The organism is Gordonia amicalis NBRC 100051 = JCM 11271, assembly GCF_000332995.1.
GTDB lineage: Bacteria > Actinomycetota > Actinomycetes > Mycobacteriales > Mycobacteriaceae > Gordonia > Gordonia amicalis.
Map to the genome: position 1 here is coordinate 85115 of NZ_BANS01000003.1, position 25082 is coordinate 110196.

Annotated in this window: 27 protein-coding genes; 5 read left to right on the forward strand and 22 right to left on the reverse strand. The window is 66.0% G+C overall.

Translation table 11 applies throughout. The features are described 5' to 3' along the window. Window positions 1-278: 278 nt before the first annotated feature. The 5 genes from GOAMI_RS01750 to GOAMI_RS01770 all read right to left on the reverse strand — a co-directional run bounded on the left by GOAMI_RS01750 (window position 279) and on the right by GOAMI_RS01770 (window position 5526). Window positions 279-1172 (reverse strand): ABC transporter permease, encoded by an 894-nt coding sequence (locus tag GOAMI_RS01750; RefSeq protein ID WP_006434665.1) that lies wholly within the window; start codon window positions 1170-1172, stop codon window positions 279-281. After that, window positions 1169-1987, reverse strand: coding sequence for an ABC transporter permease (locus tag GOAMI_RS01755; RefSeq protein ID WP_006434666.1), 819 nt, complete (start codon window positions 1985-1987; stop codon window positions 1169-1171). Before GOAMI_RS01755 ends, GOAMI_RS01750 begins: the two co-directional genes overlap by 4 nt. A gap of 7 nt (window positions 1988-1994) precedes the next feature. Beyond that, entirely contained in the window at window positions 1995-3398 is a 1404-nt protein-coding gene (locus GOAMI_RS01760; protein WP_157228256.1) for an ATP-binding cassette domain-containing protein, read from the reverse strand. A gap of 225 nt (window positions 3399-3623) precedes the next feature. Further along, on the reverse strand, window positions 3624-4688 hold the full coding sequence (locus GOAMI_RS01765) for a glycosyltransferase family A protein (RefSeq protein ID WP_238063960.1): 1065 nt from the start codon (window positions 4686-4688) through the stop codon (window positions 3624-3626). Between the two features lie 85 nt (window positions 4689-4773). Further along, a complete protein-coding gene (locus GOAMI_RS01770) occupies window positions 4774-5526 on the reverse strand; it encodes a class I SAM-dependent methyltransferase (protein ID WP_006434669.1) in 753 nt (250 codons plus the stop codon). 216 nt (window positions 5527-5742) lie between these two features. On the opposite strand from GOAMI_RS01770, the gene GOAMI_RS01775 reads away from it, so the two are divergent. After that, window positions 5743-6234 carry a phosphoribosyltransferase gene (locus GOAMI_RS01775; RefSeq protein WP_006434670.1) on the forward strand — a complete coding sequence of 164 codons (492 nt, stop codon included), beginning with the start codon at window positions 5743-5745 and terminating at the stop codon, window positions 6232-6234. 4 nt (window positions 6235-6238) lie between these two features. Continuing rightward, the gene (locus GOAMI_RS01780; protein ID WP_006434671.1) at window positions 6239-6625 is read left to right on the forward strand and encodes a GNAT family N-acetyltransferase; all 387 of its coding nucleotides are present in this window, start codon (window positions 6239-6241) and stop codon (window positions 6623-6625) included. Window positions 6626-6635: 10 nt separating this feature from the next. On the opposite strand, the gene GOAMI_RS01785 is transcribed toward GOAMI_RS01780, so the two are convergent. The 15 genes from GOAMI_RS01785 to rpsJ form a co-directional block, all read right to left on the reverse strand. After that, window positions 6636-7790 (reverse strand): DUF8320 family protein, encoded by a 1155-nt coding sequence (locus GOAMI_RS01785; protein WP_006434672.1) that lies wholly within the window; start codon window positions 7788-7790, stop codon window positions 6636-6638. Then, a complete protein-coding gene (locus tag GOAMI_RS01790; RefSeq protein ID WP_040004503.1) occupies window positions 7787-9037 on the reverse strand; it encodes a sensor histidine kinase in 1251 nt (416 codons plus the stop codon). The genes GOAMI_RS01785 and GOAMI_RS01790 overlap by 4 nt, the downstream gene beginning before the upstream one ends. Next, window positions 9034-10149, reverse strand: coding sequence for a DUF8320 family protein (locus GOAMI_RS01795; RefSeq protein WP_006434674.1), 1116 nt, complete (start codon window positions 10147-10149; stop codon window positions 9034-9036). Before GOAMI_RS01795 ends, GOAMI_RS01790 begins: the two co-directional genes overlap by 4 nt. Beyond that, complete coding sequence (locus GOAMI_RS01800) at window positions 10146-11417, reverse strand: sensor histidine kinase (protein WP_040004504.1); 1272 nt, start codon at window positions 11415-11417, stop codon at window positions 10146-10148. Before GOAMI_RS01800 ends, GOAMI_RS01795 begins: the two co-directional genes overlap by 4 nt. A gap of 147 nt (window positions 11418-11564) precedes the next feature. Continuing rightward, window positions 11565-11855, reverse strand: a complete 291-nt coding sequence (gene rpsQ / locus GOAMI_RS01805) for a 30S ribosomal protein S17 (protein WP_006434676.1) — start codon at window positions 11853-11855, stop codon at window positions 11565-11567. Beyond that, the gene (gene rpmC, locus GOAMI_RS01810; protein WP_006434677.1) at window positions 11852-12085 is read right to left on the reverse strand and encodes a 50S ribosomal protein L29; all 234 of its coding nucleotides are present in this window, start codon (window positions 12083-12085) and stop codon (window positions 11852-11854) included. The genes rpsQ and rpmC overlap by 4 nt, the downstream gene beginning before the upstream one ends. Beyond that, window positions 12085-12501: a 50S ribosomal protein L16 gene (gene rplP / locus GOAMI_RS01815; RefSeq protein ID WP_004020548.1), complete on the reverse strand. Its 417-nt coding sequence runs from the start codon at window positions 12499-12501 to the stop codon at window positions 12085-12087. Before rplP ends, rpmC begins: the two co-directional genes overlap by 1 nt. A 3-nt stretch (window positions 12502-12504) precedes the next feature. Further along, window positions 12505-13311: a 30S ribosomal protein S3 gene (gene rpsC / locus GOAMI_RS01820; RefSeq protein WP_004020549.1), complete on the reverse strand. Its 807-nt coding sequence runs from the start codon at window positions 13309-13311 to the stop codon at window positions 12505-12507. 2 nt (window positions 13312-13313) lie between these two features. Next, window positions 13314-13724, reverse strand: coding sequence for a 50S ribosomal protein L22 (gene rplV, locus GOAMI_RS01825; RefSeq protein WP_006434678.1), 411 nt, complete (start codon window positions 13722-13724; stop codon window positions 13314-13316). Further along, window positions 13724-14005, reverse strand: a complete 282-nt coding sequence (gene rpsS, locus GOAMI_RS01830) for a 30S ribosomal protein S19 (protein WP_004020551.1) — start codon at window positions 14003-14005, stop codon at window positions 13724-13726. The genes rplV and rpsS overlap by 1 nt, the downstream gene beginning before the upstream one ends. Window positions 14006-14022: 17 nt before the next feature. Further along, the gene (gene rplB, locus GOAMI_RS01835) at window positions 14023-14859 is read right to left on the reverse strand and encodes a 50S ribosomal protein L2 (RefSeq protein WP_005194639.1); all 837 of its coding nucleotides are present in this window, start codon (window positions 14857-14859) and stop codon (window positions 14023-14025) included. Window positions 14860-14889: 30 nt separating this feature from the next. Beyond that, complete coding sequence (rplW, locus tag GOAMI_RS01840; RefSeq protein WP_006434679.1) at window positions 14890-15195, reverse strand: 50S ribosomal protein L23; 306 nt, start codon at window positions 15193-15195, stop codon at window positions 14890-14892. A gap of 1 nt (window position 15196) precedes the next feature. Next, the gene (rplD, locus tag GOAMI_RS01845; protein ID WP_006434680.1) at window positions 15197-15886 is read right to left on the reverse strand and encodes a 50S ribosomal protein L4; all 690 of its coding nucleotides are present in this window, start codon (window positions 15884-15886) and stop codon (window positions 15197-15199) included. After that, window positions 15883-16539, reverse strand: coding sequence for a 50S ribosomal protein L3 (rplC, locus tag GOAMI_RS01850; protein WP_006434681.1), 657 nt, complete (start codon window positions 16537-16539; stop codon window positions 15883-15885). Before rplC ends, rplD begins: the two co-directional genes overlap by 4 nt. 19 nt (window positions 16540-16558) lie before the next feature. Then, a complete protein-coding gene (gene rpsJ, locus GOAMI_RS01855; protein WP_003938093.1) occupies window positions 16559-16864 on the reverse strand; it encodes a 30S ribosomal protein S10 in 306 nt (101 codons plus the stop codon). Window positions 16865-17349: 485 nt separating this feature from the next. Between rpsJ and GOAMI_RS01860 the strand changes: the two genes are divergently transcribed. Next, entirely contained in the window at window positions 17350-17826 is a 477-nt protein-coding gene (locus GOAMI_RS01860; protein WP_006434682.1) for a hotdog fold domain-containing protein, read from the forward strand. A gap of 267 nt (window positions 17827-18093) precedes the next feature. Here GOAMI_RS01860 and GOAMI_RS01865 read toward each other — a convergent pair whose 3' ends face one another. Together GOAMI_RS01865 and GOAMI_RS01870 are read right to left on the reverse strand one after the other, a co-directional pair. After that, on the reverse strand, window positions 18094-19350 hold the full coding sequence (locus tag GOAMI_RS01865; RefSeq protein ID WP_006434683.1) for an Rv0964c family protein: 1257 nt from the start codon (window positions 19348-19350) through the stop codon (window positions 18094-18096). A 499-nt stretch (window positions 19351-19849) separates the two neighbouring features. Beyond that, on the reverse strand, window positions 19850-21118 hold the full coding sequence (locus GOAMI_RS01870; RefSeq protein ID WP_006434685.1) for a hypothetical protein: 1269 nt from the start codon (window positions 21116-21118) through the stop codon (window positions 19850-19852). Window positions 21119-21367: 249 nt separating this feature from the next. Between GOAMI_RS01870 and GOAMI_RS01875 the strand changes: the two genes are divergently transcribed. Beyond that, on the forward strand, window positions 21368-23167 hold the full coding sequence (locus tag GOAMI_RS01875) for an N-acetylglutaminylglutamine amidotransferase (RefSeq protein WP_006434686.1): 1800 nt from the start codon (window positions 21368-21370) through the stop codon (window positions 23165-23167). Next, entirely contained in the window at window positions 23164-25077 is a 1914-nt protein-coding gene (locus GOAMI_RS01880; RefSeq protein WP_006434687.1) for a S9 family peptidase, read from the forward strand. The genes GOAMI_RS01875 and GOAMI_RS01880 overlap by 4 nt, the downstream gene beginning before the upstream one ends. Window positions 25078-25082 lie beyond the last annotated feature (5 nt).

A 25082-nucleotide genomic window follows, 5' to 3' on the forward strand; every position in this document is an offset into this window, starting at 1 on the left:
GGCACCACTTCCGTTTATCGGCCGGAGTCCTCCTTAGCGTTACATTCGGCGATGTCAGCAAGCTTTTCGTTCGGTTTCCTCCGAACTGCGAAACCCGTCGTGCCCGATTAGGGTTTCATCAGGTCAGCGGGTCGGGGACGGAACAGACGGTAAACACGCTGGGCTGCATGTCTTCGTGGTAGTGGCCCGTGTCACGGCGAAGGGGCTGCCTCCCCGTGGGTACCCACCGATCGATCGCTCCACACGTTACGGATGCGAACGACCGGCTGCGGTCGGCCTCACCGGGCCGTCGCGGCCTTCCGGTATCCGCGGAGCGCCGGATAGATCGACAGCGCGAGCAGCGCCACCGTCCAGATACCCACCTTGAGCAGGTTCTCGGCTATCGGTCCCCCGACCGCGAACGCTCGCATCAGATCGATGGCGGGCGTCATCGGCTGGTTCGCAACAATCGGCTGCAACCATTCCGGGTACGCGCTCAGCGGCGAGAACCCCGAGTTGAAGAACATCAGCAGACTCGAGAAGAGACCGAGATACGGAACGATCGGTGCCCCGGGAGCCGCGTTGACCGCCAGCGCCAGGGTCATGATCCCGAACGCCGCGCCGTACGCCAGCGCCACCGCCACCAGGCCTATCGCCGGACCGACGCCCTGCGTGAAGCGGAAGCCGATCAAGTGCCCCGCAGCCAGCAGCAACAGCGTCGTGACCAGCACTCGGACCAGGTCCGACGCCACGCGTGAGGTGAGGTCGGCTCCTCGGTTGATCGGCAGGACGTACAGCCTGGCCAGCAACCCGGTCGAGCGTTCCCGGTTGAGCCGTGTCGCCGACGCGATCGACCCGAACATCGCGCCGACCAGGATGACCAGCGGGACCGTTCCGTAAGCACTGTCCTGGCCGGTCGCCCTGCCGATGGCATCGCCGAGCACGACCTTGAACATGAGCATGCTCAGGGCGGGCACGATCAGCGACTGCAGCAGCGTCGGGACGTCGCGGACGAAGACCAGCAGCTGACGACCGGTCAGGGCCAGGCTCTGGCTCCACCAGGCGCTGACCGAGGACTCCGCGTGAACTCCGGCCTCACCGGCCACGGCCAGGGCCGGCTTCGGGTGGCCGGGTTCCGCCGGCTCGTTCGTCTGCAGACCCACCGCGCTGTTCCCGGCGTCGGAGGCGATCATGAGCGGACCTTCCGGCTACCCATGGCCAGGAGGAACACGGCGGTCACGAAGAGTCCGACGCACCACCACACGGTCGGCTGGAGGATGTCCCAGGACAGCGCGCCGTAGTCGGTGGCCCGCATGACGTTGACGAACTGGGAGATGGGTTGGTTGCGTACGAACGGCTGAATCCATTCCGGGAACTGCGACACCGGCACGAAGCCGGTCGACATCATGCCCAGGATCAGCGTCGGCAGCATCATCGCCTGACTGGTGGCCTCGGGACTACCGGCGACGAGCCCGATCCCGTCCGCCAGCAGGGCGATGAGCACTCCGACGGTGAACGCCACCGCGTACAGGCCGACCGTACCGACGACACCGCCCATCGGGCGCCAGCCGATCGCGGAGCAGGCCACGGTCGCGCAGATCAACGACACCACGAGCAGGGTCACGTTCGTGGCCAGCCGGGCACCCATCGGGACGGCCGCGGGCATCGGCAGCACACGAAAACGGGTGTTGATTCCCTCGGTGTCGTCGAATGATGCGCGCATCGCGGCCGACGATGCGGCGAAGCCGACCGATTGCAGCACGATGATGGGCATGAGGAACTGCCCATAGTCCACGCCGAACGAATTCATCACACTGCTCAGCGGCAGGTAGAAACACACCGCGAGAAAAACCGGCGAAACGAACGCGAACACGAACTCGCCGTTACGGAACACCTTCGAGACCCCGCGCGCGGTGAGCGCCCACCACTGCTGCAATGGTCGGGTTCGGGCCTCGGCCGGTACCTCGCGGAACGACGACGTCAGGGCTCCGGTCTGGGACACGGACATGGATCGGCTACCTCCCGCCGCGGTCGGGATCGGTGAGCGCCAGGAACACCTCGTCGAGCGACGGACGCCGCATCGCGACGTCCGAGAGTTCGATCGAGGCCTCGGTCGTGCGACGGATGACCTCCACCAGTGTCTCCGTTCCACGCGGGGCCGGTACGGCCACGACGTTCTCGTGGGGCGACGCACCGTCGGGGATGAGGTCCGCCAGCACCTCCTGCAGGCGGGGCAGGTCGTCCGCGTGCGTGGGCGTCACCTCACAGTAGGCCGCGCCGGTGGCCTCTTTGAGCTCGTCGGACGTGCCCTGGGCGATGACGCGCCCCTTGTCGATGACCACGATGTTGTCCGACAGGACGTCGGCCTCCTCGAGGTACTGGGTGGTCAGCAGGATCGTGACGCCCTCGTCGCGGAGCTGTCCCACGAGCGACCACACCTCGAGACGACTACGGGGGTCGAGACCGGTGGTCGGCTCGTCGAGAAAGACAACCTTCGGCGACGTGACGAGGCCACAGGCGATGTCGATACGTCGTCGCATACCGCCCGAGTACTGGCCGACACGCTTGCCGCCGGCCTCCACCAGCGAGAACGTCTCGAGGAGCTCGTCGGCGCGGATCTTGGCAGCGGATTTGGACAGCCCGAGAAGGCGACCGAACAGGATCAGGTTCTCGCGGCCGGTCAACGCCTCGTCGAGTGCGGCGAACTGACCCGTCAGCATGATCGACCGGCGAACCGCGGCCGAATCGCCGACCACGTCGTGCCCGTTCACGGAGGCGGTACCGCCATCGGGCTTGAGGAGTGTGCACAGCATGTTCACAGTGGTCGTCTTGCCGGCACCGTTGGGCCCGAGAAGCGCGACGATGCTTCCCGCGGGGACCGTGAAACTGACGTCCTGCACCGCCACGGTGTCCTTGAACCGCTTCTGCAGGTTGGTGACCTCGATGGCAGGCGGGTTCGGCGACGCGGCGACACCACGCTCGCGGACATCACTCGGCCTCACTTCACCGGGCGCTGCGTCCTCCGACCGTGGGTCCTCAGCTCGCATTGGCACACCGTTCCCAGCAGCTCGATCGTCGTGGCCGGCGACAGATGCGACCGGGGGCGAGTCCCCCCTGTTCGGCACCGCCTGGACGTCAGAGCGCTCGTTCCGGTGGTGAGTCGGCTGTTCATCGCCGCGCGACGGTGACGGTTCCGTCGCCGGAGAGTCCGCACTGTCCTCAGCGCTCGATTCACTGTTTGCCAGACCCAGTCGCGCGTTCTCCATGCGCCACTCCTGGAGCCTCGCCGCGATGTCATCCGAACCGTTCTCAGAGGCCTCGGCCGCGACCGAGTCGTCCGCCGCGAGCTCGTCTTCGGGTCGCCGGTGCCGGGGTTGGCGCATGGCATCCGAGGATTGCTGACCAGAGGCCACGGGCATCTCTTCTCTCAGTCGATTTCCAACGCTGCGATCCGAGTATCGGACCCGGACCCATACCAGCCTATCCACCCCGGCGTCGGCAATCATTCAGCGACAGACACCGCGCTTCGGCGGGTGGACATCTTCGTTCACATATCGGTCGGGCAACCGGTTCCATTAGCGATCCGGCACGGTGTGCCTGATCTGTCGGGCTGTGCGAAAGCAAGACGCCTGGTGACGACGGTCCTACCGGTCCCCCCGCGCCGCACGACCGCTGGTGACGAGTCGGCGCTCGCGTTCGAGTGGGAGGAACAGGCGATGGAGTCGCCAGTTCTTCTTGGTGGGATCCCACGGACGGAAGAGCACCCACATCCCGGTGAACATGACGAATCGGATCGGAAGGTCGATACGCATCGTCTTGATCGCGGCATCGTTGTTCCTGCCCCGTGCCGTCCGTAGCCCGCCGGTGATGTAACTGCGGTTGGCCCAAGGGGAATGACGGAGTTGACGACATGAAGCGTCCGCCGCCACCTTCGGATCGAAGTAGATCCGATGTTCCGTTTCGGACAGCGTGAGTCCCAGATCGAGATCCTCCCAGACGTCATCGGTTGTCTGGAGTTTCTCCCGCACCCGCAGCCACACCGTGCGCCGCAGAGCGTAATTCGGGCCGTGAACGCTCTTGATCTCGCCGCCGTCGCCGAGCGGTCCGAGTGTTTTCGTCTGAAGTTTCCTCTGGAACTCGTAGAACGGTCCGTCCCAGGTCAGCACCGGGCCCGTGAGCGCCGCATGATCAGTCCCCGCGTCACTGTCGAAGAAGGCGACGATCCGCTCCGCCCAGTCGGGCGCGACACGAGAATCCGCATCAGTCTTGGCGATGATGTCCGACGTCGCAGCGTCGAAGCCGGCTCGCCGTGCCGCCATCACGCCGGGCGTGTGTTCGACCAGGCGGGTGACCGTGGGGTGAGCATCGACGTACCGATCCACGATCTGCGGCGTCGCGTCCGTCGACCCGTTGTCGACGACGATGATCTCGTCGATCGGCCGCGTCTGGTCGACCAAACGATCAAGACACCCTTCGATGAAGTCCTCTTCGTTGAAAGCCGGAACCACGACGGTCAATTTACTCATAGCACTCCAATCGGATATTCGACGCGGCGAGTAGTTTCGATGCCCGAACCGGCGAGTGTCGAGGAACTGAACAAGCCTTGCTTTATCTCGAATTCCGCCGGGTAATACGCGAGGGATTCCTACCCGTCGAGACTCCGCACGAAACGTCCGGCGAAAGAGATTTGACATGAGACGCTCGTGCACACATCAGTAAGGCCGACGAGGGTCGCCATCACACCTGGATCGGACGGTTCGCCGAGGACCTGTTCCGGCACGTCCGGTGGACAACTCAGGACATCCGGCGCTTCTGTAACTCCATCAATCCACGTATCACCGCGCCCGGCTTCCTCCACACGCGGAACACTGCGTTCTCGGCGATCCTCTCTTCCTCGAAGGCGAGACCCGACCAAGGGAGCCACCGGGCAAGCGCGTCGACCCACGGATCAGGGTCACCCCACGTTGCGTACATCTTCATCTCCGTGACGGCGACTGGGTTGAGGCCGTCCCGGGTCGCTTCCCACACAGCCGCCGACACCCCGACCGCATGGAAGGTCCGATAGTCGTCGAACGCCACGATCCCTTGTGGCGCAGACAATTCGCGAGATGCTCGAACATCCCCGACAACATGTTCGTAGAGATGGGATGCATCGACATGGACGAACCGGTGAGACCCCGACGACACATGGTCGAGAACCTGCGAACTCGGAGCCTGGATCACCGAGGGAAGGGCGTCGTGGACCTTCAGGTAGTTCTCCTCGAACCGCGATCTCGTCAGCGACGGGTACTGATCTTCGTTCTCCGCAGCGTTCGCAGGAGTATCCGCCTGCGCGCCGAACAGATCGAGGACCGTGAACGTCTCGCCTTGCCCGACATCGCCGCCGATCAGTACGGCACTCTTCCCCAGATAGGCACCCAACTCCAGCAAGTCACCTTTTCCCACTTGTCGAGATGACTCCTCGAGCGCGAATCGGAATATCGACCAATCGCTACGAAAGAACCATCCGGGAATAGCCTTGATCTGACTGTCGGTCACCACCGCCATGGGGCCGAATGTACCGCAATCGATTCGTCGCGCCAGCCCTTCGATGTAGTTCGAGCGACCGAAATATCGTTAACGGACTGAAATCACATTACGTCAATTCCCGGCCGCGAACCCCATTCGCGTGCGCGAAGGATTCTGCATTCCGGATTAATGTTCTTTCATCATTCGAATGAGCTGGGCTCGGCACGGGCGCCGGTGTTCTGCGAGAGTGTCCTCATGACGACACCTGCCACCGACCGCGAGATCCTCACCTGGGAACTGAACGGCGTCGCCTGCCGGGAACTCGCCCAGCAGGTCGCCGACGATGCGTTCGTACCCGACATCATCCTGGGCATCGCGCGTGGAGGTCTCATCCCGGCCGGTGCGATCGCCTACGCCCTGGACTGCAAGCTGATGATCTCGTTGAATGTCGAGTTCTACACCGGGGTCGGCGAGACCCTGGCGGAGCCGGTCATGCTTCCGTCGCTCCTCGAGTCGACCGGTCTGACCGATCAGCGCGTTCTGGTGGTCGACGATGTCGCCGACACCGGCAAGACCCTCCAACTGGTCAACGACTTCTGCGAGGAACAGGGCCGCGTCGCCGAAGTACGCAATGCCGTGCTCTACAAGAAGCCGCATACCATCACGGTCCCCCACTACACCTGGCGCACGACCGACAAGTGGATCGACTTTCCGTGGTCCGTCCAGGGGCCGATCGTGGCAAGGTGACATCGTGACCCAACACGAGCCCACCACCGACAAGACCGGCGCCCAGACCTCGGTGCGCGACAACGGTTCCGCCCAGCGCTACGAGATCACCGTCGACGGAACAGCCGAGGGTGTCGTCGCAGGCTTCGCCGAGTACCGGGACCGAGCCGACTCTGCGGCAGGTACCGAGCGGGTCTTCTTCCACACCGAGGTCGCCGAGGAGTTCGGCGGCCGGGGACTCGCCACGATCCTGGTCCGGGAGGCACTCGACGACGCCCGGGCACGCGGGTTGGTCATCGTCGGGGTGTGCCCGCTGGTGGCGGCGTTCCTCGAGAAGCACCCGGAGTACGCCGACGCCGCGCGGCCGGTGACGCCCGACGTCCTCGGCTGGCTACGCCGTCAGCAGGGCTGACGAGAACACGTCACGCCGGGGCGACCGGCCCGTTCGGCGTGCCCGCGGCGTCGACCCCGCCCGTCGAGGTGGCGTCGACGGAGACTCTGCCGTCTCGGTGTATTTCCACCCGACGCATGCGCGTACCGACATCGACCACTATCGACGCGAGCACCTCGCGTCCTGGCGGGAGAATCCGGGCGGTCACGCTGCCCTGGCCCCCGCCGTCGGAATCGATGGCGGTCAACTCGACGACGAGCATCCGACGGGCCAGATTCCCCGGAGACTGCGTGTCATCCAGATCACCCGGCGCGTACGCGTCGAGGCCTCCGTCGTCCAGCAACCGCACCGAGACGCCTCGTCGGCGGACGGCCCACACCGATCTGCCCACTTCCGGCGAGTCCCACCCGGGTGCGCGAATGGTGTCGCGGAGCTGAGCTTCGGTCAGACGCACGTCGAGCGCCTCTTCGGGGCGGAACTCGTGCCCGTCGGCGATCTGTTCCAGGATCGGACGAGCACCGGCATCGAGTCGTTTCAACTGCTTGGTCCGTTCGGTGGCCGACGCCGCCGTCGCGGCCTCCTCGGCGGCTTGCGCGAACGCCTGTTCGCGCAGCATGCGGAGACGGTCGGGCATCGGTATCGCCATGAGTCCGAACAGTGTGGCGAGCACCAGCACCGGGTAGCAGAACAAGGTGTTGCCGGCTCCGATCGCGTATCCGATCCCGATCAGGTCGCCGCCGACCGCAGCCAGTCCGGTTGCGCACAGCGCCCCGACCCAGGCGAACAACGGCCGCCGGTACAGGACCACCATCGCCAGGATGATGGTCATCGCCGAGGTGGCCGGTGTGGTCTGCAGGGTCAGGTAGGTCTCGCGCGGCAAGAACCACAACGACACCGTGAGCCCGGCGACGGTCAGGACCGTCACCGCCGCGGCGGTGCCACGAGGCAGCGTCGACCTGCCGTACCGCATGAGCATCGACGCGGCCGCCACGAACATCACGAAACCCGCCGCCAGCGCCGCCCACGTCGCGACCGACCGGATCTCCCATCCCGCGCCGACGGTGACCACCACGTAGACGCTCGCGAAGATGACCAGGGCCCTGATGAGCAGCGGCGAGCCCAGTCCGAACAGGTTGCCCGTCGTCTCGTCGAGGTCGATCGGATCACCTCGCCGGATCGGGGTCATGGCCGTCTCCACTCGACGACGACGATCGTGCCCTGCCCCGGCGCGCTCTCGATGTCCGCACTGCCGCCCGAGAGGCCGGCCATCCGCGCGCGGATACCGACCGCGATGCCGAATCGCCGCGGATCGACGAGGTCCGGGTCGAAGCCCACCCCGTCGTCGGCGACGGTGACCCGGACGAAGCCGTCCCCGAACTCGGCGGTGACGTCGCACCGCGAGTCGGTGCCCGCGTGGCGCATACAGTTCCGGATTGCCTCGGCCACGCAGTCGACGATGTCCTCGACCACCTGGGCCGGATAGCTCGCCGCGGGCTCGGAGATCACGTTCGTACACGACACCCGGTCACCCGCCGCGGACACGGCGTCCTCTACGCGGGCGGCGAATGTCCTGGCCGTGAACTCCGACGGCGCCACCGCGCTGCGGTCCAGTTCGTCGAGCGCCGACGCCGCCTGCGCCGCGAGCCGCGGATCGGGCGGACCCGCGCGTACCGCGAGGAGGGTGGCGATCACGTGATCGTGGATCAGCGCGTCGAATCGGGAGCGTTCCGCTTCCTGCGCCGCATCGGCCGCGGCCCGGGCGGTCATCGCCAGCACGGCGGGATGTCGCTCATCGAGCGCACGCACGTTGCGCACCGCGGCCAGGGCCACCGCCAGGAACACCCCGGCCAACGCCACGGACAGCGGCACGCTCAGCAGTTCGACCGGACGGAGCTCCCCGTAGCGCGCGATCTGATTGGCCGCGTGCACGGCGAAGGTGGCGACCACGAGATTGGTCAGCGCCAGGCCGGTGCGGAGCATGACGACCAACCCGAAGCTCGGCACCGACGGGAACTGCAGCAACCACACCGCCCACCGAGCCGACTCGTCGGGGACGCCGAGCCACGCCGGGAACCACAGGAGCGTCGCGATCAGATAGCCAAGGGCGCACGCGCACACGAGTCCCAGCAGGGCCCGCGGGACGGCCAGAAACGTCGACGCCACCAACAACGCCGCCGGCGCGACCACCAGGACCAGACTCACCGGCGTCCACCAACCGGCCGCGAGATCGGCCCGCGCGAGAGCGGTCGGGAGCATCACGGCGCAGAACGCCAGCAGCCCACACCCGACGAACCTGCACCCGATTCGCTTCTGCCGGTCGAGATCGGATGCATCCTCACGGATACCGCGTCCGAGACCCCGACGAACGCGTTCGACGACACGCGCCACGCGTACCGCTCCTGCCGGGCCGCCGGTCTCGGTCGCCGTGTTCATCTGGCCGGCCACCGGTCCGCAGACGACGCGGGCGTCGCAGAAGACGAAGAATGCGCCGTCCCTGCGGCCGTGAACTCGACCAGTTCGACCTGATCGTCGGTGTCGACACCCACCGACGCCAGCGTGCTCCGCCCCGGTGGGTGGATACGGACCGTCACGCGTCCGCTCTCGGCGTCGGCGAGCAGTTCGGCGACCGCCGCACCGAGATGGTCTCGCGCCCGCGCGGCCTCCTCGTCGGCGAGGACGGATAGGCCTCCGTCGTCGAGCAGCACCACCTTGACGCCACGCTGCCGGGCACGCCACGCAGCATCCCGCACCTGGGGAAGGTCGAGATCGGACGCCCGGATACCGTCGCGCAACTGCGCCTCGATGAGGCGTGCGACAGCCACCTCGTCGGCACTGAACTCCCCGCGCTCGACGATCCGCGTGAGGATCGGCCGAGCCCGTTCGTCGAGAGCAGCCAGTCGCCGATGCCGGACCTCGGCGGCCGCGGCCGCGGCCGCGTCGCGCGCCGCCTGCCGTTCGTTCGCCTCACGCAGTGCATACAACTGCCTGGCCATGGGCCGCAGCATGAGCGAGAACAACGAGCCCATGATCATGATCGCGTAGCCGGGCAGGGTCACCGCCAGACCCCACATCGCGCCCTGGGTCGCGACATGACCCCACACCGTCGCGATCACCGAGATGACGATGCTCGCGGTCCAGGCCGCCGACGGACGGCCGCGTACCGCGACGAACGCGAGGACGATCACCGACGCCCCGATGGGCGGTCCGGTCTGCATGACATGCGTCAGCGGGAACGGCAAAGAGAACAGGGAGGCCGTCACGCCGGCGACGGCGAGCACGGAGATCACCACCGTGGCCGCGACCGGCAGCGGGTCCCCCGGCACGTCGAGGATCAGGAACCCGCCGGCGGCGAAGAAGACCAAACCGGCGATGATGCCGATCCACTGCCACACCCCGGTGACGTCGTTGTTCGCATACACCGTGACGACGAGATATCCGCAGCCGAAGATCCCCATTGCCAGCCACAGCGGGAAGGAGCCGATCCCGAAGGCGTTGTCGACCGCGCCCCGCTCGACGTCGCGACCGCGCTCGCAGTTCCCGATCATGGACGCTCCCACCCGATCTGGACGGTGGTTCCGCGGCCCTCGCGACTGCTCACCTGGGCCCGGCCGCCGAGCAGGCGCGCCATCCGGCCACGGATGCTGACCGCGATCCCGACCCGGCCCGGCCCCACCGACTCCGGGTCGAACCCGTTGCCGTTGTCGACGACCGCCATGCTCAACGCGTCGGCGGCCAGCTGCACGATCACCGCGCACTCGGCGTCCGGCCCGGCGTGTCGGACCACGTTCCGCAGGGCCTCGGACATCGCCTCGATCACCGCCTCGACGACTTCCACCGGATAGTCGACCCGATCCCACCCGGCATCCCGGAGGCTGTCGACGCCGGCCTCCGCTCCCAGGACCTGGACCTCGAATCGTTCGGCCAGATCCGCGGCCGCCGACCTGATCCGACCCAGCGTCTCCCCCCGCGACAGCGCTTCGGCGCCGCCGGGGCCGGGCACCCGCGCGAGTTCTTCGAGTGCGGAACGGGCCTGGGCGGCGAGCCGCTCGTCGGGTCTGCCCGGTTCGACCGCGAGCAGTGAGGCGATCACCCGGTCGTGGACGATGGCGTCGAAACGCGCCTTCTCGACCTCGCGGGCCGACGAGGCGGCCACGTTCGCCGCGGTCCGATAGGTGTCCTCCCGGGTCTCGTCGAGGTGGCGTCCCGTGCGGGTGGCGACCAGGACGACCGCGAGGAAGACCGAGGTGAAAACGACCGACCACATGATCTCGAACGTGAGGTCCGAGGTCAGCTCGCCGAACCGCCCGAGTTGCTGCGAGAGATGCGAGGCCACCGAGGAGACGATCAGACTGATCACGCCGAGCCGGGCGTGGACCAGCATCAACACCATGCTGGGCATGCCGCAGAACGCCACCATCCACTGCGCCACGTCCCCCGGATCGGTCAGGGTCGCGCCCGTCCACGCCCAGAACCACAAAAGGATCGACAGCAGGAACCCAGACCAGGTGACAAGCGCCAACGGACCCAGCCAGGACGTGCCCGGACGGAAACTGAAGATGATCAGCAGGATTCCCGGGCCCACCGACAACACGATGCTCAGCGGCACCCACCACGAGGCGGTCACCGATCCGGACGACGCGATCGCCGCGGGCAGGACGATCGGATAACCGATGAAGCCCAGACCCAGGAAACGGGCACCGATTCGCTGGACATGATCGAGATCCGGCTCGGCCGAGTCGGATTCGAAGACCCGACGCGCCCAAGCCGGATGTTCGATCGGTATGTCGGTCGGAGATGCATCGGTCGCGGCCATCAGGTTCACCCTCACATTCGCCGGAGACGCGGTCAATCCGTCGGTGAGACCAACACGACCGTCTCCGGGAGATACCCGAAACGACGAACGGCCCGCCCCCTCGAAAGGGAACGGGCCGTTCGTGTGTAGATCTCGCGAGGAGAGGGCTTACTTGGCCTTCTCCAGCACCTCGACCAGACGCCAGTGCTTGGTCGCCGACAGCGGGCGGGTCTCCATGATCCGCACGCGGTCACCGACGCCGGCATCGCCGTTCTCGTCGTGTGCCTTGACCTTGCTCGTGGTCCGGATGATCTTGCCGTAGAGCTTGTGGCTCTTACGATCTTCCAGCTCGACCACGATGGTCTTCTGCATCTTGTCACTGACCACGTAGCCGATGCGCTCCTTGCGGCGTGCGCGCTCGGGGGTCTGGGTTTCGGTCACCTTCTGGTCCTCACTCATGCGTCGTCACCTTCCGGTCCGGACGCCAGGCCCAGCTCACGCTCGCGCATGACCGTGTAGATACGTGCGATCTCACGACGCACGGTCCGCAGGCGACGGTTGTTGTCGAGCTGGCCGGTGGCCATCTGGAACCGAAGGTTGAACAGTTCTTCCTTCGACTCTTTCAGGCGGTCGACCAGATCAGCGTCGTTGAGCTCGCGGAGCTCGTTCGCAGCAACTCCGAGGGACATCAGAACTGCTCCTCTCTGGTCACGATCCGGGTCTTGATGGGGAGCTTGTGCTGTGCGCGGCGCAGGGCCTCGCGAGCAATCTCCTCGTTCGGGTAGGTCATCTCGAACAGCACGCGACCCGGCTTGACCGGGGCGACCCACCACTCGGGCGAACCCTTACCCGAACCCATGCGGGTTTCGGCCGGCTTCTTGGTGAGCGGGCGGTCCGGGAAGATGTTGATCCAGACCTTGCCGCCACGCTTGATGTGCCGGTTGATCGCGATACGAGCGGACTCGATCTGACGGTTGGTGATGTACGCGCCTTCCAGAGCCTGGATGCCGTAATCGCCGAACGTCACCTTGGTGCCGCCCTTGGCCTGCCCCTTGAGGCTGGGGTGATGCTGCTTGCGGTGCTTGACCCGACGTGGGATCAACATGGCCTAGCCCTCCTGCTTCTCAGCCGCACCAGCAGTGGCCTCGGCGGGAGCGGCCTCGGCCGCGCGTGCGGCGTCGGTGCTCGTCGCAGTGGTGCCCGAGGCACCGCTACGCCGGGGCCGGCTGGGCCGGCGCGGACGGCGATCCTCGGCTGCCGGAGCGGCCGCAGCCAGCTCGCGGCGTCCACCGACGATGTCGCCCTTGTAGATCCACACCTTCACACCGATCCGGCCGAAGGTGGTCTTGGCTTCGTAGAGTCCGTAGTCGATGTCGGCGCGCAGCGTGTGCAGCGGCACGCGACCCTCGCGGTAGAACTCACTGCGGCTCATCTCAGCGCCGCCCAGACGACCCGAGCACTGGACCCGGATGCCCTTCACGTTCGGCTGACGCATCGCCGACTGGATCGCCTTGCGCATCGCGCGGCGGAAGGCCACACGGTTGCTCAGCTGCTCGGCGACGCCCTGGGCCACCAGCTGGGCCTCGGACTCCGCGTTCTTGACCTCGAGGATGTTCAGCTGGACCTGCTTACCGGTCAGCTTCTCCAGGTCGCCGCGGATGCGATCGGCCTCGGCGCCACGGCGACCGATGACGATGCCCGGACGCGCGGTGTGGATGTCGACGCGAACCCGGTCACGGGTGCGCTCGATCTCCACCTTCGCGATGCCGGCGCGCTCGAGCCCCGTGGAGAGGAGCTTGCGGATGGCGACATCCTCTTTGACGTAGTCCGCGTACTGCTTGTCGGCGTACCACCGCGACTTCCAGTCGGTGGTGATGCCCAGACGGAAGCCGTGCGGGTTGATTTTCTGGCCCACTACTAGGCTCCCTTCTTCTTCGGCTGACGCGAACGGCCACGGCCGGCGGCTGCCTTCTCCGGCAGGCTCTCCACGACCACGGTGATGTGGCTGGTGCGCTTGCGGATACGGAATGCGCGGCCCTGGGCACGCGGCTGGAAGCGCTTGAGGGTCGGGCCCTCGTCGGCGAACGCGGTGGCGACGACCAGGGTCCGGCGATCCAGATCCAGGTTGTTCTCGGCGTTCGCGACAGCGCTGGCCAGCACCTTGTACACGGGCTCGGACGCCGACTGCGGGGCGAACCGCAGGATGTCCAGGGCCTCGTCCACGTTCTTGCCGCGGATGAGGTCCAGCACACGGCGGGCCTTCATCGGCGTGACGCGCACGAAGCGTGCGGTGGCCTTGGCGGTCGGATTATCGGTCTGCGTAGTCATCAGCGGCGCTTCGCTTTCCGGTCATCCTTGATGTGACCCTTGAAGGTGCGGGTGGGGGCGAACTCGCCCAGCTTGTGCCCGACCATCGAGTCCGAGATGAACACCGGCACATGCTTGCGTCCGTCATGGACGGCAAAGGTGTGGCCGATGAAATCGGGGATGATGGTCGAACGACGGGACCAGGTCTTGATGACCTGCTTGGTGCCCTTTTCGTTCTGAACGTCCACCTTCTTCAGGAGGTGGTCGTCGACGAACGGGCCCTTCTTGAGGCTGCGTGGCATTCTCTTACCTCCTCCTGTTATCGCTTGTTCTTGCCGGTGCGACGGCGACGGACGATCAGCTTGTCGCTGGCCTTGTTCTTACGGGTGCGGCCCTCGGGCTTACCCCACGGCGAGACCGGGTGGCGACCACCGGAGGTCTTGCCCTCACCACCACCATGCGGGTGGTCAACCGGGTTCATGACGACACCGCGGACGGTCGGGCGCTTGCCCTTCCAGCGCATACGGCCGGCCTTGCCCCAGTTGATGTTGCTCTGCTCGGCGTTGCCCACCTCGCCGACGGTGGCGCGGCAGCGCACGTCGACACGGCGGATTTCGCCGGAAGGCATACGCAGCGTGGCGTAGGCGCCTTCCTTACCGAGCAGCTGGATCGACGCGCCGGCGCTACGTGCCATCTTGGCGCCGCCGCCCGGGCGCAGCTCCACGGCGTGGACCTGGGTACCGGTCGGGATGTTGCGCAGCGGCAGGTTGTTGCCGGGCTTGATGTCGGCGGCCGGACCGCTCTCGACGATGTCGCCCTGCTTCAGGTTCTTCGGCGCGATGATGTAGCGCTTCTCGCCGTCGACGTAGTGCAGCAGCGCGATTCGCGCGGTGCGGTTGGGGTCGTACTCGATGTGAGCGACCTTGGCGTTGATGCCGTCCTTGTCGTTACGACGGAAGTCGATCAGACGGTAGGCACGCTTGTGGCCGCCACCCTTGTGACGAGTGGTGATGCGGCCGTGAGCGTTACGGCCACCGCGCCCGTGAAGCGGACGCACCAGCGACTTCTCCGGATGGTCACGGGTGACCTCGGCGAAGTCGGAGCCGCTGGCCCCACGACGACCCGGGGTCGTCGGCTTGTACTTACGAATAGCCATGAGTCTCTAGTCCTTCTCTGGAAGCCCCGGTCAGCTGACCGAGCCTCCGAAGATCTCGATGGGCTTGCTGTCTGCGGTCAGCGACACGATGGCGCGCTTGGTGGACTTGCGCTGGCCGTAACCGAAGCGGGTCCGCTTGCGCTTGCCCTGTCGGTTCGCCGTGTTGACGCTGGCAACCTTCACACCGAAGATCTTCTCGATCGCGATCTTGATCTCGGTCTTGTTGGACTCCGGGTGCACCAGGAAGGTGTACACGTTGTCCTCCATGAGTCCGTAGGACTTCTCGGAGATCACGGGCGCCAGGATGATGTCGCGCGGATCGGCAACGGTCGTCATGTCAGGCCTCCTCTGCTGTCTTCTCGACGGCAGCCTTGGCATCCGCCGTGTTCTGCTCGATGAAGGCGTTGAGCGTCTCGACGCTGAACACCACCTCGTCCGAATCCAGGACGTCGTAGGTGTTGAGCTGATCGGGCGCGATCGGCAGCACGTTGTTCAGGTTCGCCACGCTCTTCCACGCCGTCAGGTCCTCACGGCCGAGCACGACCAGGAACTTGCGACGATCGGAGAGGCTCTCCAGGAACTCGCGAGCCGACTTGGTCGAGGGGGCCTGCCCCGCAACCAGTTCGGTGATCACGTGGATGCGCTCGTTGCGAGCGCGATCGCTCAGCGCACCGCGGAGAGCGGCCGCCTTCATCTTCTTGGGGGTGCGCTGGCTGTAGTCACGCGGCTGCGGGCCGTGGACGGTGCCACCACCGGTGAACTGCGGTGCACGGGTCGAACCCTGGCGCGCGCGGCCGGTGCCCTTCTGGCGGTAGGGCTTGGCGCCACCGCCGCGGACCTCGCCGCGGGTCTTGGTCGAGTGCGTGCCCTGGCGAGCCGCGGCCTGCTGGGCCACGACGACCTGGTGCATCAGCGCGATGTTGGCGGGAGCGTCGAACAGCGCGGCCGGCAGGTCAACGGTTCCGTTGGTCTTGCCGTCGGCGGTTTTGACGTCCAGCGTCAACTTGGTCGTGGTCTCGGTGCTCACTTCGCACCACCCTTCACTGCGTCGCGGACCATCACGATGCCGCCCTTGCGACCCGGGATCGCTCCCTTGATCAGCAGCAGGCCGGCCTCGGCGTCCACCTTGTGGACGGTGAGGTTCTGCGTGGTCACCTTGTCGTTACCCATACGACCGGCCATCCGCATGCCCTTGAACACGCGACCCGGGGTGGCGCAGCCACCGATCGAGCCCGGTGCGCGGTGCACGCGGTGAGCGCCGTGGCTGGCGCCCAGACCGGCGAAGCCGTGGCGCTTCATGACGCCGGCGAAACCCTTGCCCTTCGAGGTGCCGGTGACGTCGACCAGCGCGCCGTCGGCGAAGATCTCGGCGGTCAGTTCCTGACCGACCTCGAACTCGCTGACATCGTTGACGCGGATCTCGGCCAGGTGGCGGCGCGGGGTGACCCCGGCCTTCTCGTACTGGCCGGCGACCGGCTTGGTCACCTTGCGGGGATCGATGGCACCGTAGGCGAGCTGGACGGCGGTGTAGCCGTCACGATCCTGCGTACGGAGCTGGGTGATCACGTTCGGGCCGGCCTGGATGACCGTGACCGGAACGACGCGGTTGTTCTCGTCGAAAACCTGGGTCATGCCGAGCTTGGTGCCCAGGATGCCCTTGGATGAACTCTGGTTGCTCATGATTTATCTCGCCCCCGTCCTACTGGATGTTGACGTCGACACTTGCCGGCAGGTCGATGCGCATGAGCGCGTCGACCGTCTTCGGGGTCGGGTCGAGGATGTCGATGAGTCGCTTGTGTGTACGCATCTCGAAATGTTCGCGGCTGTCCTTGTACTTGTGCGGCGAACGGATGACGCAGTACACGTTCTTCTCGGTGGGCAACGGCACCGGGCCAACGACACGTGCACCCGTACGGGTCACGGTCTCCACGATCTTGCGCGCCGAAGCGTCGATCGCCTCGTGGTCGTAGGCCTTGAGCCTGATGCGGATCTTCTGTCCCGCCACGCTGTGTCCTCTTCCGTCAGTTGTTCTCGACAGACAAACACCGCGTGACCAGGGGCAGGCTCTCGCCGGCTGAGCACATGACCACCGTGTGAGATACGGCAATCGACGCTGTTCATCTGTCGTTGTACGTTGGCTCGTCGCTGGTACGAGCCGGTTTGCTCCGGCACCCGCGGTCGGGCGTGTCGAGCCCGTGAACCTGATTCGGAGCACGCGTTACACGCCCAGTCCCCGTAAACCGGGCCTGGGAGTCATTCACCTGACGGCTTCCGCGGTGTCGGCACAGAGTGCGACCTGCGTCCGCCGGTCAAGGCAACCCGACAAGTATGCAACAGAGCCGGTGCCGATTCAAATCCGGCTTCGTCACACCCTTTCCGACGACTTTCGCTCACCGGATCCGCTCCCGCTCACAAGCGAAGGGTGCGCGGGAACGGAATCGGTGAGCGACGCCGGATTCCGGCCAACTGACTATCGAGTAAGATATTTGCATGCCTGCCCTCAGCTCCACCTTCGCCCTGCGGAAGAAGCTTCCCGGCATCCCCCTCGGGAACGTGCTGTTCTCACTCGGCCTGGTCGCGAAGGCCCCGTACTTCGGGACCGTCCTGCCGCTCGTCCAGGAGATGGAGCCGGGCTACGCCCGGGTCACCGCACCCAACTGGTTCGGCGTCCACAACCACATCGGCACGTTCCACGCGATCGCCGCGTGCAACCTGGCCGAAGCCGCGATGGGCGTACTGATGGAGGCGACCACCCCGACCTCGCACCGCTGGATTCCCAAGGCGATGCAGACCGCCTACCTGACCAAGGCGACCACTCGGCTGACCGCCGAGGCGCGCCTCGCCGACGACGTCGACTTCGACGCCATCACGACCGGGACCGACGTAACGGTGTCGGTGAGCATCGTCGACACCAAGGGTGTCGAGGTCGTCCACTGCGACATCACCACCTGGGTGACGCCTAGGTAAGGGCACTCCCCTGGCGTCGCCGTGCTCGCAACTGCCGTACTAGGACCCCGATGAATGAGGCGAGGACCCACAGCAGCGGCGCCCAGACATAGCAGGACATTCCGTACCAAGCAGAGACGACGACCAGCCCCTCACCAGCGCTCGTCGTCGCCGTGTCGGCCGCTGCAATATAGGTCCATCCCCAGAAGAACGCTACGAAAACCAGGTAGCTCAACGGCAAGCAAACGACCGCGAGCCTGAGTGAGTACGGCCGGAACCATCGTCCGATCAATTGCCGCCTACCTTCACGTCGTGATGCCCCGGCAAGTGCTTTACGGGCCCCCACGGGTCGGTCGGGTCCGGCATATGACCGTAGACCTGTGTCGGGACTCCAGAGTCGGAGTCTACGTAGACCTCCCAGGCTGGATAGTTGGTGAGTTGACCTTCCAATCTTGGCTCCACACCGTCGTATGGCTCTGCAACCAGGGTTCCTCGCACGCTGGCCTCCACCGTGCTCGAAGCCCACTTGCCAACTTCCTGGTCGTAGAAGGGCATGAATGGATCCTTCGCTTCAAAGGTCACCTGCACGCGTTCACCATCCTGCGCCACACCGAGGGTGGGGCTACCGACTTTCACAGCTCCAGATGGTATTTCGACCGACGGGTTTTGACGCATCACCACAACACCATTGTCGTAATCGATGTAGATGGACACCCTGCTGTCCTCCGCGCCTGCGCTCCCATCGAATCCCCTGCTGTCGCCGGCGTTGTCGTGAGGAATGTTATGGACGTTGTCACGTGGGATGAATGCGTTCACACGCACGAGGCCTCCGCCGGGAACCTTGTCTATCGATTTCACGATGACGGCAGAGTCCGTTCCCATATACCGAGGATCGTATGTATTCGGGTCCATCGCTTCCGCAAGCTTCCAATCGCTAGGCGTCGATGGAGAGCGACCGAACCGATCTTCGAAGACCTTTGTCTGATTGGCTCGCCTCGAGATACTGCTGGTTCCCGTGATCGGGTCGACGTCGGTGACAGGCAAGTCGCCATCTGCTGCATCGATGACGGTGGCCAGGTCCTGGTCGACTTGAGCGGCGTCGGCGAGTAGCTGAGAGAGCTGCTCCTGAAGCCTTTCCTTCTTCGAGATGAACTCCAACACTTCGAAGAGCGGAAACGTCGTGTCCGAAGGCGATGGAGTGGGTCCGTCGACTGTCCCCGAGTCCGTGACGGTCAGGCCGAGCTGCCTTGCTCCTTCGCGAATCCCTTCAAGTCGCCTTTTGACCTCGTCGATAGATTCGGCAGCCTTCCGAGCGGCCATACCGATGGCAGCGGATTCGTTTCGGAAGTTGGTGAAGTCCTTCACCGCCGTTGCCACGCGGGAACCAGCGGCGTCCGCGGAATCCCCGGACCAGGTTTCGAAGACCGTCAGATTCGCGAACCGTGTGACCATGGTGTCGCAGTTCCGGATGTTCTCCTCAGTCTGACGAAACACCTCGCGGACCTGTTCTGCGTCCCACCCGTCGATCTCTACAACAGTGACCACTCGTTAGTCCAGGTTCAGCAATTTGGGGCGCTCGATCGTGTCGGCACTCTCGCGATCAGCAGACGACAACTCGTAGTGAGCAAGTTGGAATCCGGCTGACAGAATTCCGACCTGCTCGACAAGCCGACGACTGGCTTCCCCCCACCGAGTCGTGATCTTCTCCATAGCCGCACCCGACGTACCAGCCAAACGTTGAGACTTTCATTCAACCGCTTACCGGTCGCCCTGAACTGGTCAGCGCAGTCCTCGGTCCACACTCCGGTCAGCTGGGCTGCAGCTGCCAGTTCCCCGAGCTCAACGGAAACGTCCTTCACTTTGCCCCCTATGTCACGAACAGGGAGCATATCTGGACCTGACAACCAGGCTTCGCCTGCTTCCACAAGCCCGTCAGATTCACGGTACGAAAGACAACCCGCTCGGCGGCGCTGCGCGAATTCCGCTCCGAAGTTCTGTCGAGGTGGTCCACTGCGACATCACCACCTGGGTGACGCCCAGGTAGTCACCGGTAGCAGGCCTGCCACCCTGCCGTTCGCACCGTCTCCGCCGAACAATAGGTCGCGCGCGGATAGTAAGGACCCATCGTCGACGCCGGCGGTGCGCCCGAGTCCTGAGATGCCTGTACCGACCGCGGATAGAACTGCGGCGACGGCAGCATGTGGCGCAGGAACACGATCTTGCGCTCGACGGAGGTGGTCCCCCACGGAATCACCGTCAGATCCGACGACGCGACCTGGTCGGGCGTCAGGTCCGCGGGCGCCGCGATCACGTAAGTGTAGTAACCGTCCGCGTCGAGTCGGGTCTGGAAGTCGGCCGCGCACGCCACCACCGGATATGGGGTGACCTTGTCGTTCTGGCACATCGACCAGTACCGCACCTGGGGACCGGGGGTGGCCGGCGACTGGCCGGCACGGCTGTCGGGGAACGTCGGCGCCTTGCCGCGGATGACGGCCACGCGGCCGGGACGGTAGGTCAGCGGCGATCCGACGTACTTGTTGTCGCCGTTGGGGAAGAGTCCCGCGGTGGTCGCCGGGTTGGTGAAGGTGACCTCGGCCGCGTTGTCGGGGAACGACGCCGCTGCGGCGCGCTCGATGAAGTCGTCGAAGACACGCGTGAGAGCCGCGGCGATCGGCCCCTGGTACCGCCGGGGGTTGAACGGCTGCGCGCACGGCTGCAGCGGAATCGACTGCCCGCCGACGGAGAAGGTGACCGCCGGCAAGGTGACACCACCGTTCGGCGAGGCGGCGTCGTCGGGCACGTAGATCCGGACGAGCAGGAATCCGACGGGCGCCTGTTGTCCGGCGGGCAACCCCCGGATCTCGTTCCGCGAGTGGTCGGCGGCCCCGGGGACGACCGTCGCATGCCAGCGCCGCTCGGCCGGCGCAGGCATGGCCACGGGAGCGACATAGGGATTGATGCTGCCCGGGTCAGGTCGGATGGCGTCGTCACGCAGGGTGTCGACGGTGTCGAGATCCGTCCCGTAGGTATTGAGTGAGAAATACCGGGCGGCCGGGAAGGTCCCCGACAGACGAATCGAATCCCCCGGACCGAGGGCGTAGGGCAGCACCCAGTAAGTCGCATTGGCGTCGGGAAAGGCCACGTTGAGGTCGGTGCTGTTGGACATCAGCTGCCACGCGCATCCCGGACCGGGTGCATAGCCCTGCGGGGCTGCCGATGCCGGAGCCGGCACCATACCGGCCACCACCGCGAACACCGTGCCGATGACGACACCGGCGAGCGCTCGAATCACCACGTGGACCTGTGCTGACATTGGTCTTTCCCTCCGCCGTGGAGATAGTAGCCAGAGGTCACCCGTGTGTCGGGCCGATTGCGCGACACCGTCTCGGCCTGCCACCCGGCGGGGATGCTCATAGGGTGAGGGATGGCCCCGTCGTCGACGCCGCCCCCGGTGCGGTGCAGACCTTCGGGGTCCGCGCCCGGAGTGCGGCAGTATCGAAGAGGGACGGTTTGTCACAGCAGAGCCGACCGGCAGGCGCCACCGAGCAGGAGGACAGAGATCATGTGCGGAATATGCGGCGAGATCCGTTTCGACGGCAGCGTGCCCGACGTCTCGACCGTCGATGCGATGACCTGCGAGATGGCGCGCCGCGGCCCCGACGGGAGCGGCGTCTTCGCGAAAGGGGCTGTCGCTCTCGGGCATCGGCGGCTGAAGATCATCGATCTGTCCGAGAAGGGCAGCCAGCCGATGATCGACCCGACGCTGGGGCTGGCACTCGTGTTCAACGGTTGCATCTACAACCACCACGAACTGCGGGCCGAACTCGAGGGAAAGGGGTACTCCTTCTTCTCCCACGCCGACAGCGAGGTGATCCTGAAGGCCTTCCACGCCTGGGGCCCTGACTGCGTGGACCATTTCATCGGCATGTTCGCGTTTGCGATCGTGAACACCGACACCGGCGTCGTCACCCTCGGCCGCGACCGCCTCGGCATCAAGCCGCTGTACCTCGCCGACACGCCCGGACGACTCCGCTTCGCGTCGTCGGTGCAGGCCCTGCTCCGCGCCGGTGACGTCGACACCTCGATCGATCGTGTTGCGCTGCACCACTATTTCAGCTTTCACGCAGTGGTCCCGGCACCACACACCATCTACAACGGCATCCGCAAGCTGCCGCCCGCCACGGTCATGACGGTCAACCCCGACGGGCGGCGCACCGAGCGGAAGTACTGGGAGCCGACCTTCGCGCCCCACCCCGACCGTGCCGACTGGGACGAGGAACGCTGGCATGCCGAACTACTGGACTCGCTGCGCACCTCGGTCAAGCGCCGCATGGTGGCCGACGTCCCGGTCGGCGTGCTCTTGTCCGGCGGTGTCGACTCGTCACTCGTGGTCGCCCTGCTCGCCGAGCAGGGCCAGACCGACCTGGCCACCTTCAGCATCGGATTCGATTCGGCGGCAGGAGAATCCGGCGACGAGTACGCCTACTCCGACCTGATCGCGGACACCTTCGGGACCGACCACCACAAGATCCACATCGGTACCGACCGGCTGCTGCCCGCGATCCCCGACACCATCGCGGCGATGGGTGAGCCGATGGTCAGTCACGACTGCGTGGCCTTCTATCTGTTGTCGCAGGAGGTCAGCAAGTCCATCAAGGTGGTCCAGTCCGGGCAGGGCGCGGACGAGATCCTCGGCGGGTACAGCTGGTATCCGCCGCTGCGCGGGGTGCCGCGGAAGGACACGACCCGCGCCTATGCGAACGTCTTCTTCGACCGTGACGACTCCGACATCCGCAGCATCCTCGCCGACGAGTACCTCCTCGAGGCCGGCTACGATCCCAGTTTCGCCTTCGCACATGCACATCAGTCCGCACCGGGTGCCGACACCTCCGTCGACGCGGCGCTGCGCCTCGACACCACTGTCATGCTCGTCGACGATCCGGTGAAACGAGTCGACACGATGACGATGGCGTGGGGGCTCGAGGCGCGGGTGCCCTTCCTCGATCACGAGTTCGTCGAACTCGCCGCGACCTGTCCGGCGGAACTCAAACTCGCACACGGCGGCAAAGGTGTTCTCAAGGAGGCCAGCCGGGCGCTCCTCCCCTCGGCGGTGATCGACCGGACCAAGGGTTATTTCCCCGTGCCGGGCATCCGCCATCTGACCGGCGGAGTCCTCGACCTCGTCACCGACACCCTCCGCTCGCAGGCCGCGGTCGATCGCGGCCTCTATCGACCCGAGGCCCTCGAGAAGCTCTTCGGCGACCCCAACGGCATCCGCACCCGGCTCGACGGCAACGAGCTGTGGCAGGCCGCCCTCCTCGAGATGTGGCTCCAGACGATGGAAGCGAATTCCCGACGGTGACCATCCTTCGTTTCGACGACCGCGGTTGGAAGACATATGGCGCCTCGCTCTCCCCCGACGGGAGTGCGTTCGCCTATATCGTCGACGACGGCAACGGTTATCCCCGTGCGGCGCAACGATCCCTGTCCCGTGACGGTGTCGGCGACCTGCGCTGGGTGAAGGTTCGGTCCACCGGCCCGGTCCGGAAGATCGTGCATTCCACCGACAGCCGGTGGTTGGCCGTCGAGATCGCCCCGAGTGGCGGTGAGCACCACCAGGTCTGGGTCGTCACCACTGACCCCGACGACGACACCGCGCACCGGATCGCGGCCACCCGCCCGGACGGCCGGTCCTACGGGACCGTCCGCCTCGTCGGCTGGGACACCGACTGGGTTCTGCTCACGGCGATCGACCACGACGGCACGACGCATGCGTTGCGCGTCCATCCCGGCACCCAGGCCACCCGCACCCTCGACCTGCGGGTCGGCAGCGAACTGATCGACTCCTGGAAGGGTGCGACGCTCGTCCGGGTCGGTCCGCGCGGCTATCACGACATGCTCCTGATCCGGCGCCACCCCGATTCGCCGGACGACGAGGTCACGATGACCCCGCTGCTCCCCCAGGACCCCGGCGCGGTCACCGATCAGGGTTACGTGCTCGACCAGGGTTTCGACCATCCGTCGCTGGTCTTCGTCCCCGCTCCCAACGAACCGATCCGCGACCTCGACAGCGTCCAGGCGCTGGTGCGCAGCGACTTCGACGCGAAGTTCCCGCGACTCCTCGGCGTCGAGGTGAGCAAGTTCGGCGTGCGGTTCCGGGTGATGGCGCAACGCGTCGACATCGGTCTCGACGAGTTCGCGGTCAGCCACGACCAGTCCACGGTCGCCCTCCTGTGGAATTTGAAGGGCCGCAGCGAGTTGCAGATCCTGACACTCCCCGACCAGACGCTGCATCCACCGGTCGAGCTGCCCGGCGAGGTCGCGTCCGATCTCTCGATCAGCGCGGCGGGTTCGGTGGTGTCGGTGACCGTCTCGAGCCCACAGCATTCCCCGCTCGTCCACCTGATCGACGTCGCGAACCGGACGGTGACACCCGTCCGCGACGACGTCGTCACCGGCGAGGGCCCCTCGAGCCTCCTCCGCCCCGAACTCGTGGAGTTCTTCGCGCGAGACGGCATGCCGCTCTCGGGTTTTCTCTATCGGTCCGCGAAGAAGAGCCGCGACGAGCGACCCGGCCCGACCCTGCTCTACTTCCACGGCGGCCCCGAGGGCCAGACCCGACCGGACTACCAGTTCCTCTTCGGGCCCCTCGTCGACGCCGGGATCACAGTCTTCGCCCCCAACGTCCGCGGATCGTCGGGCTACGGACGCCTCTTCTCCCACGCCGACGACCGGTACGGCCGCTACGCGGGCATCGACGACGCCGCGGATTGCGCGGAACTGCTGTGCCGGCTGGGTATCGCCGATCCGGACTCGGTGTACTGTTCGGGCCGCTCCTACGGCGGCTACCTGACACTCGCCTGCCTGACCTTCTACCCCGACGTGTTCGCCGCCGGCATCGCCATCTGCGGCATGAGTGACCTCGAATCCTTCTTCCGCAACACCGAACCGTGGATCGCCGTCGCCGCGTACACCAAGTACGGCCACCCCGAGTCAGACCGCGAGCTGCTCGCCGACCTCTCCCCCATCCACCGCATCGACGATGTGCGAGCGCCTCTGCTCGTGGTCCACGGCGCACACGACACCAACGTCCCGGTCAGCGAGTCACAGCAGATCGTCGCCGAACTGCAGGCCCGCGGCGCGGTCGCCGAGATGTTGATGTTCGACGACGAGGGCCACGAGATCGTCAAGCGCAGCAACCAGCATCGGTTGACCGAGGCCGTCGCCGAGTGGATCGCGAAGTACCCGAGCCGCTCCGGAGTGATGCGGTGACCCGG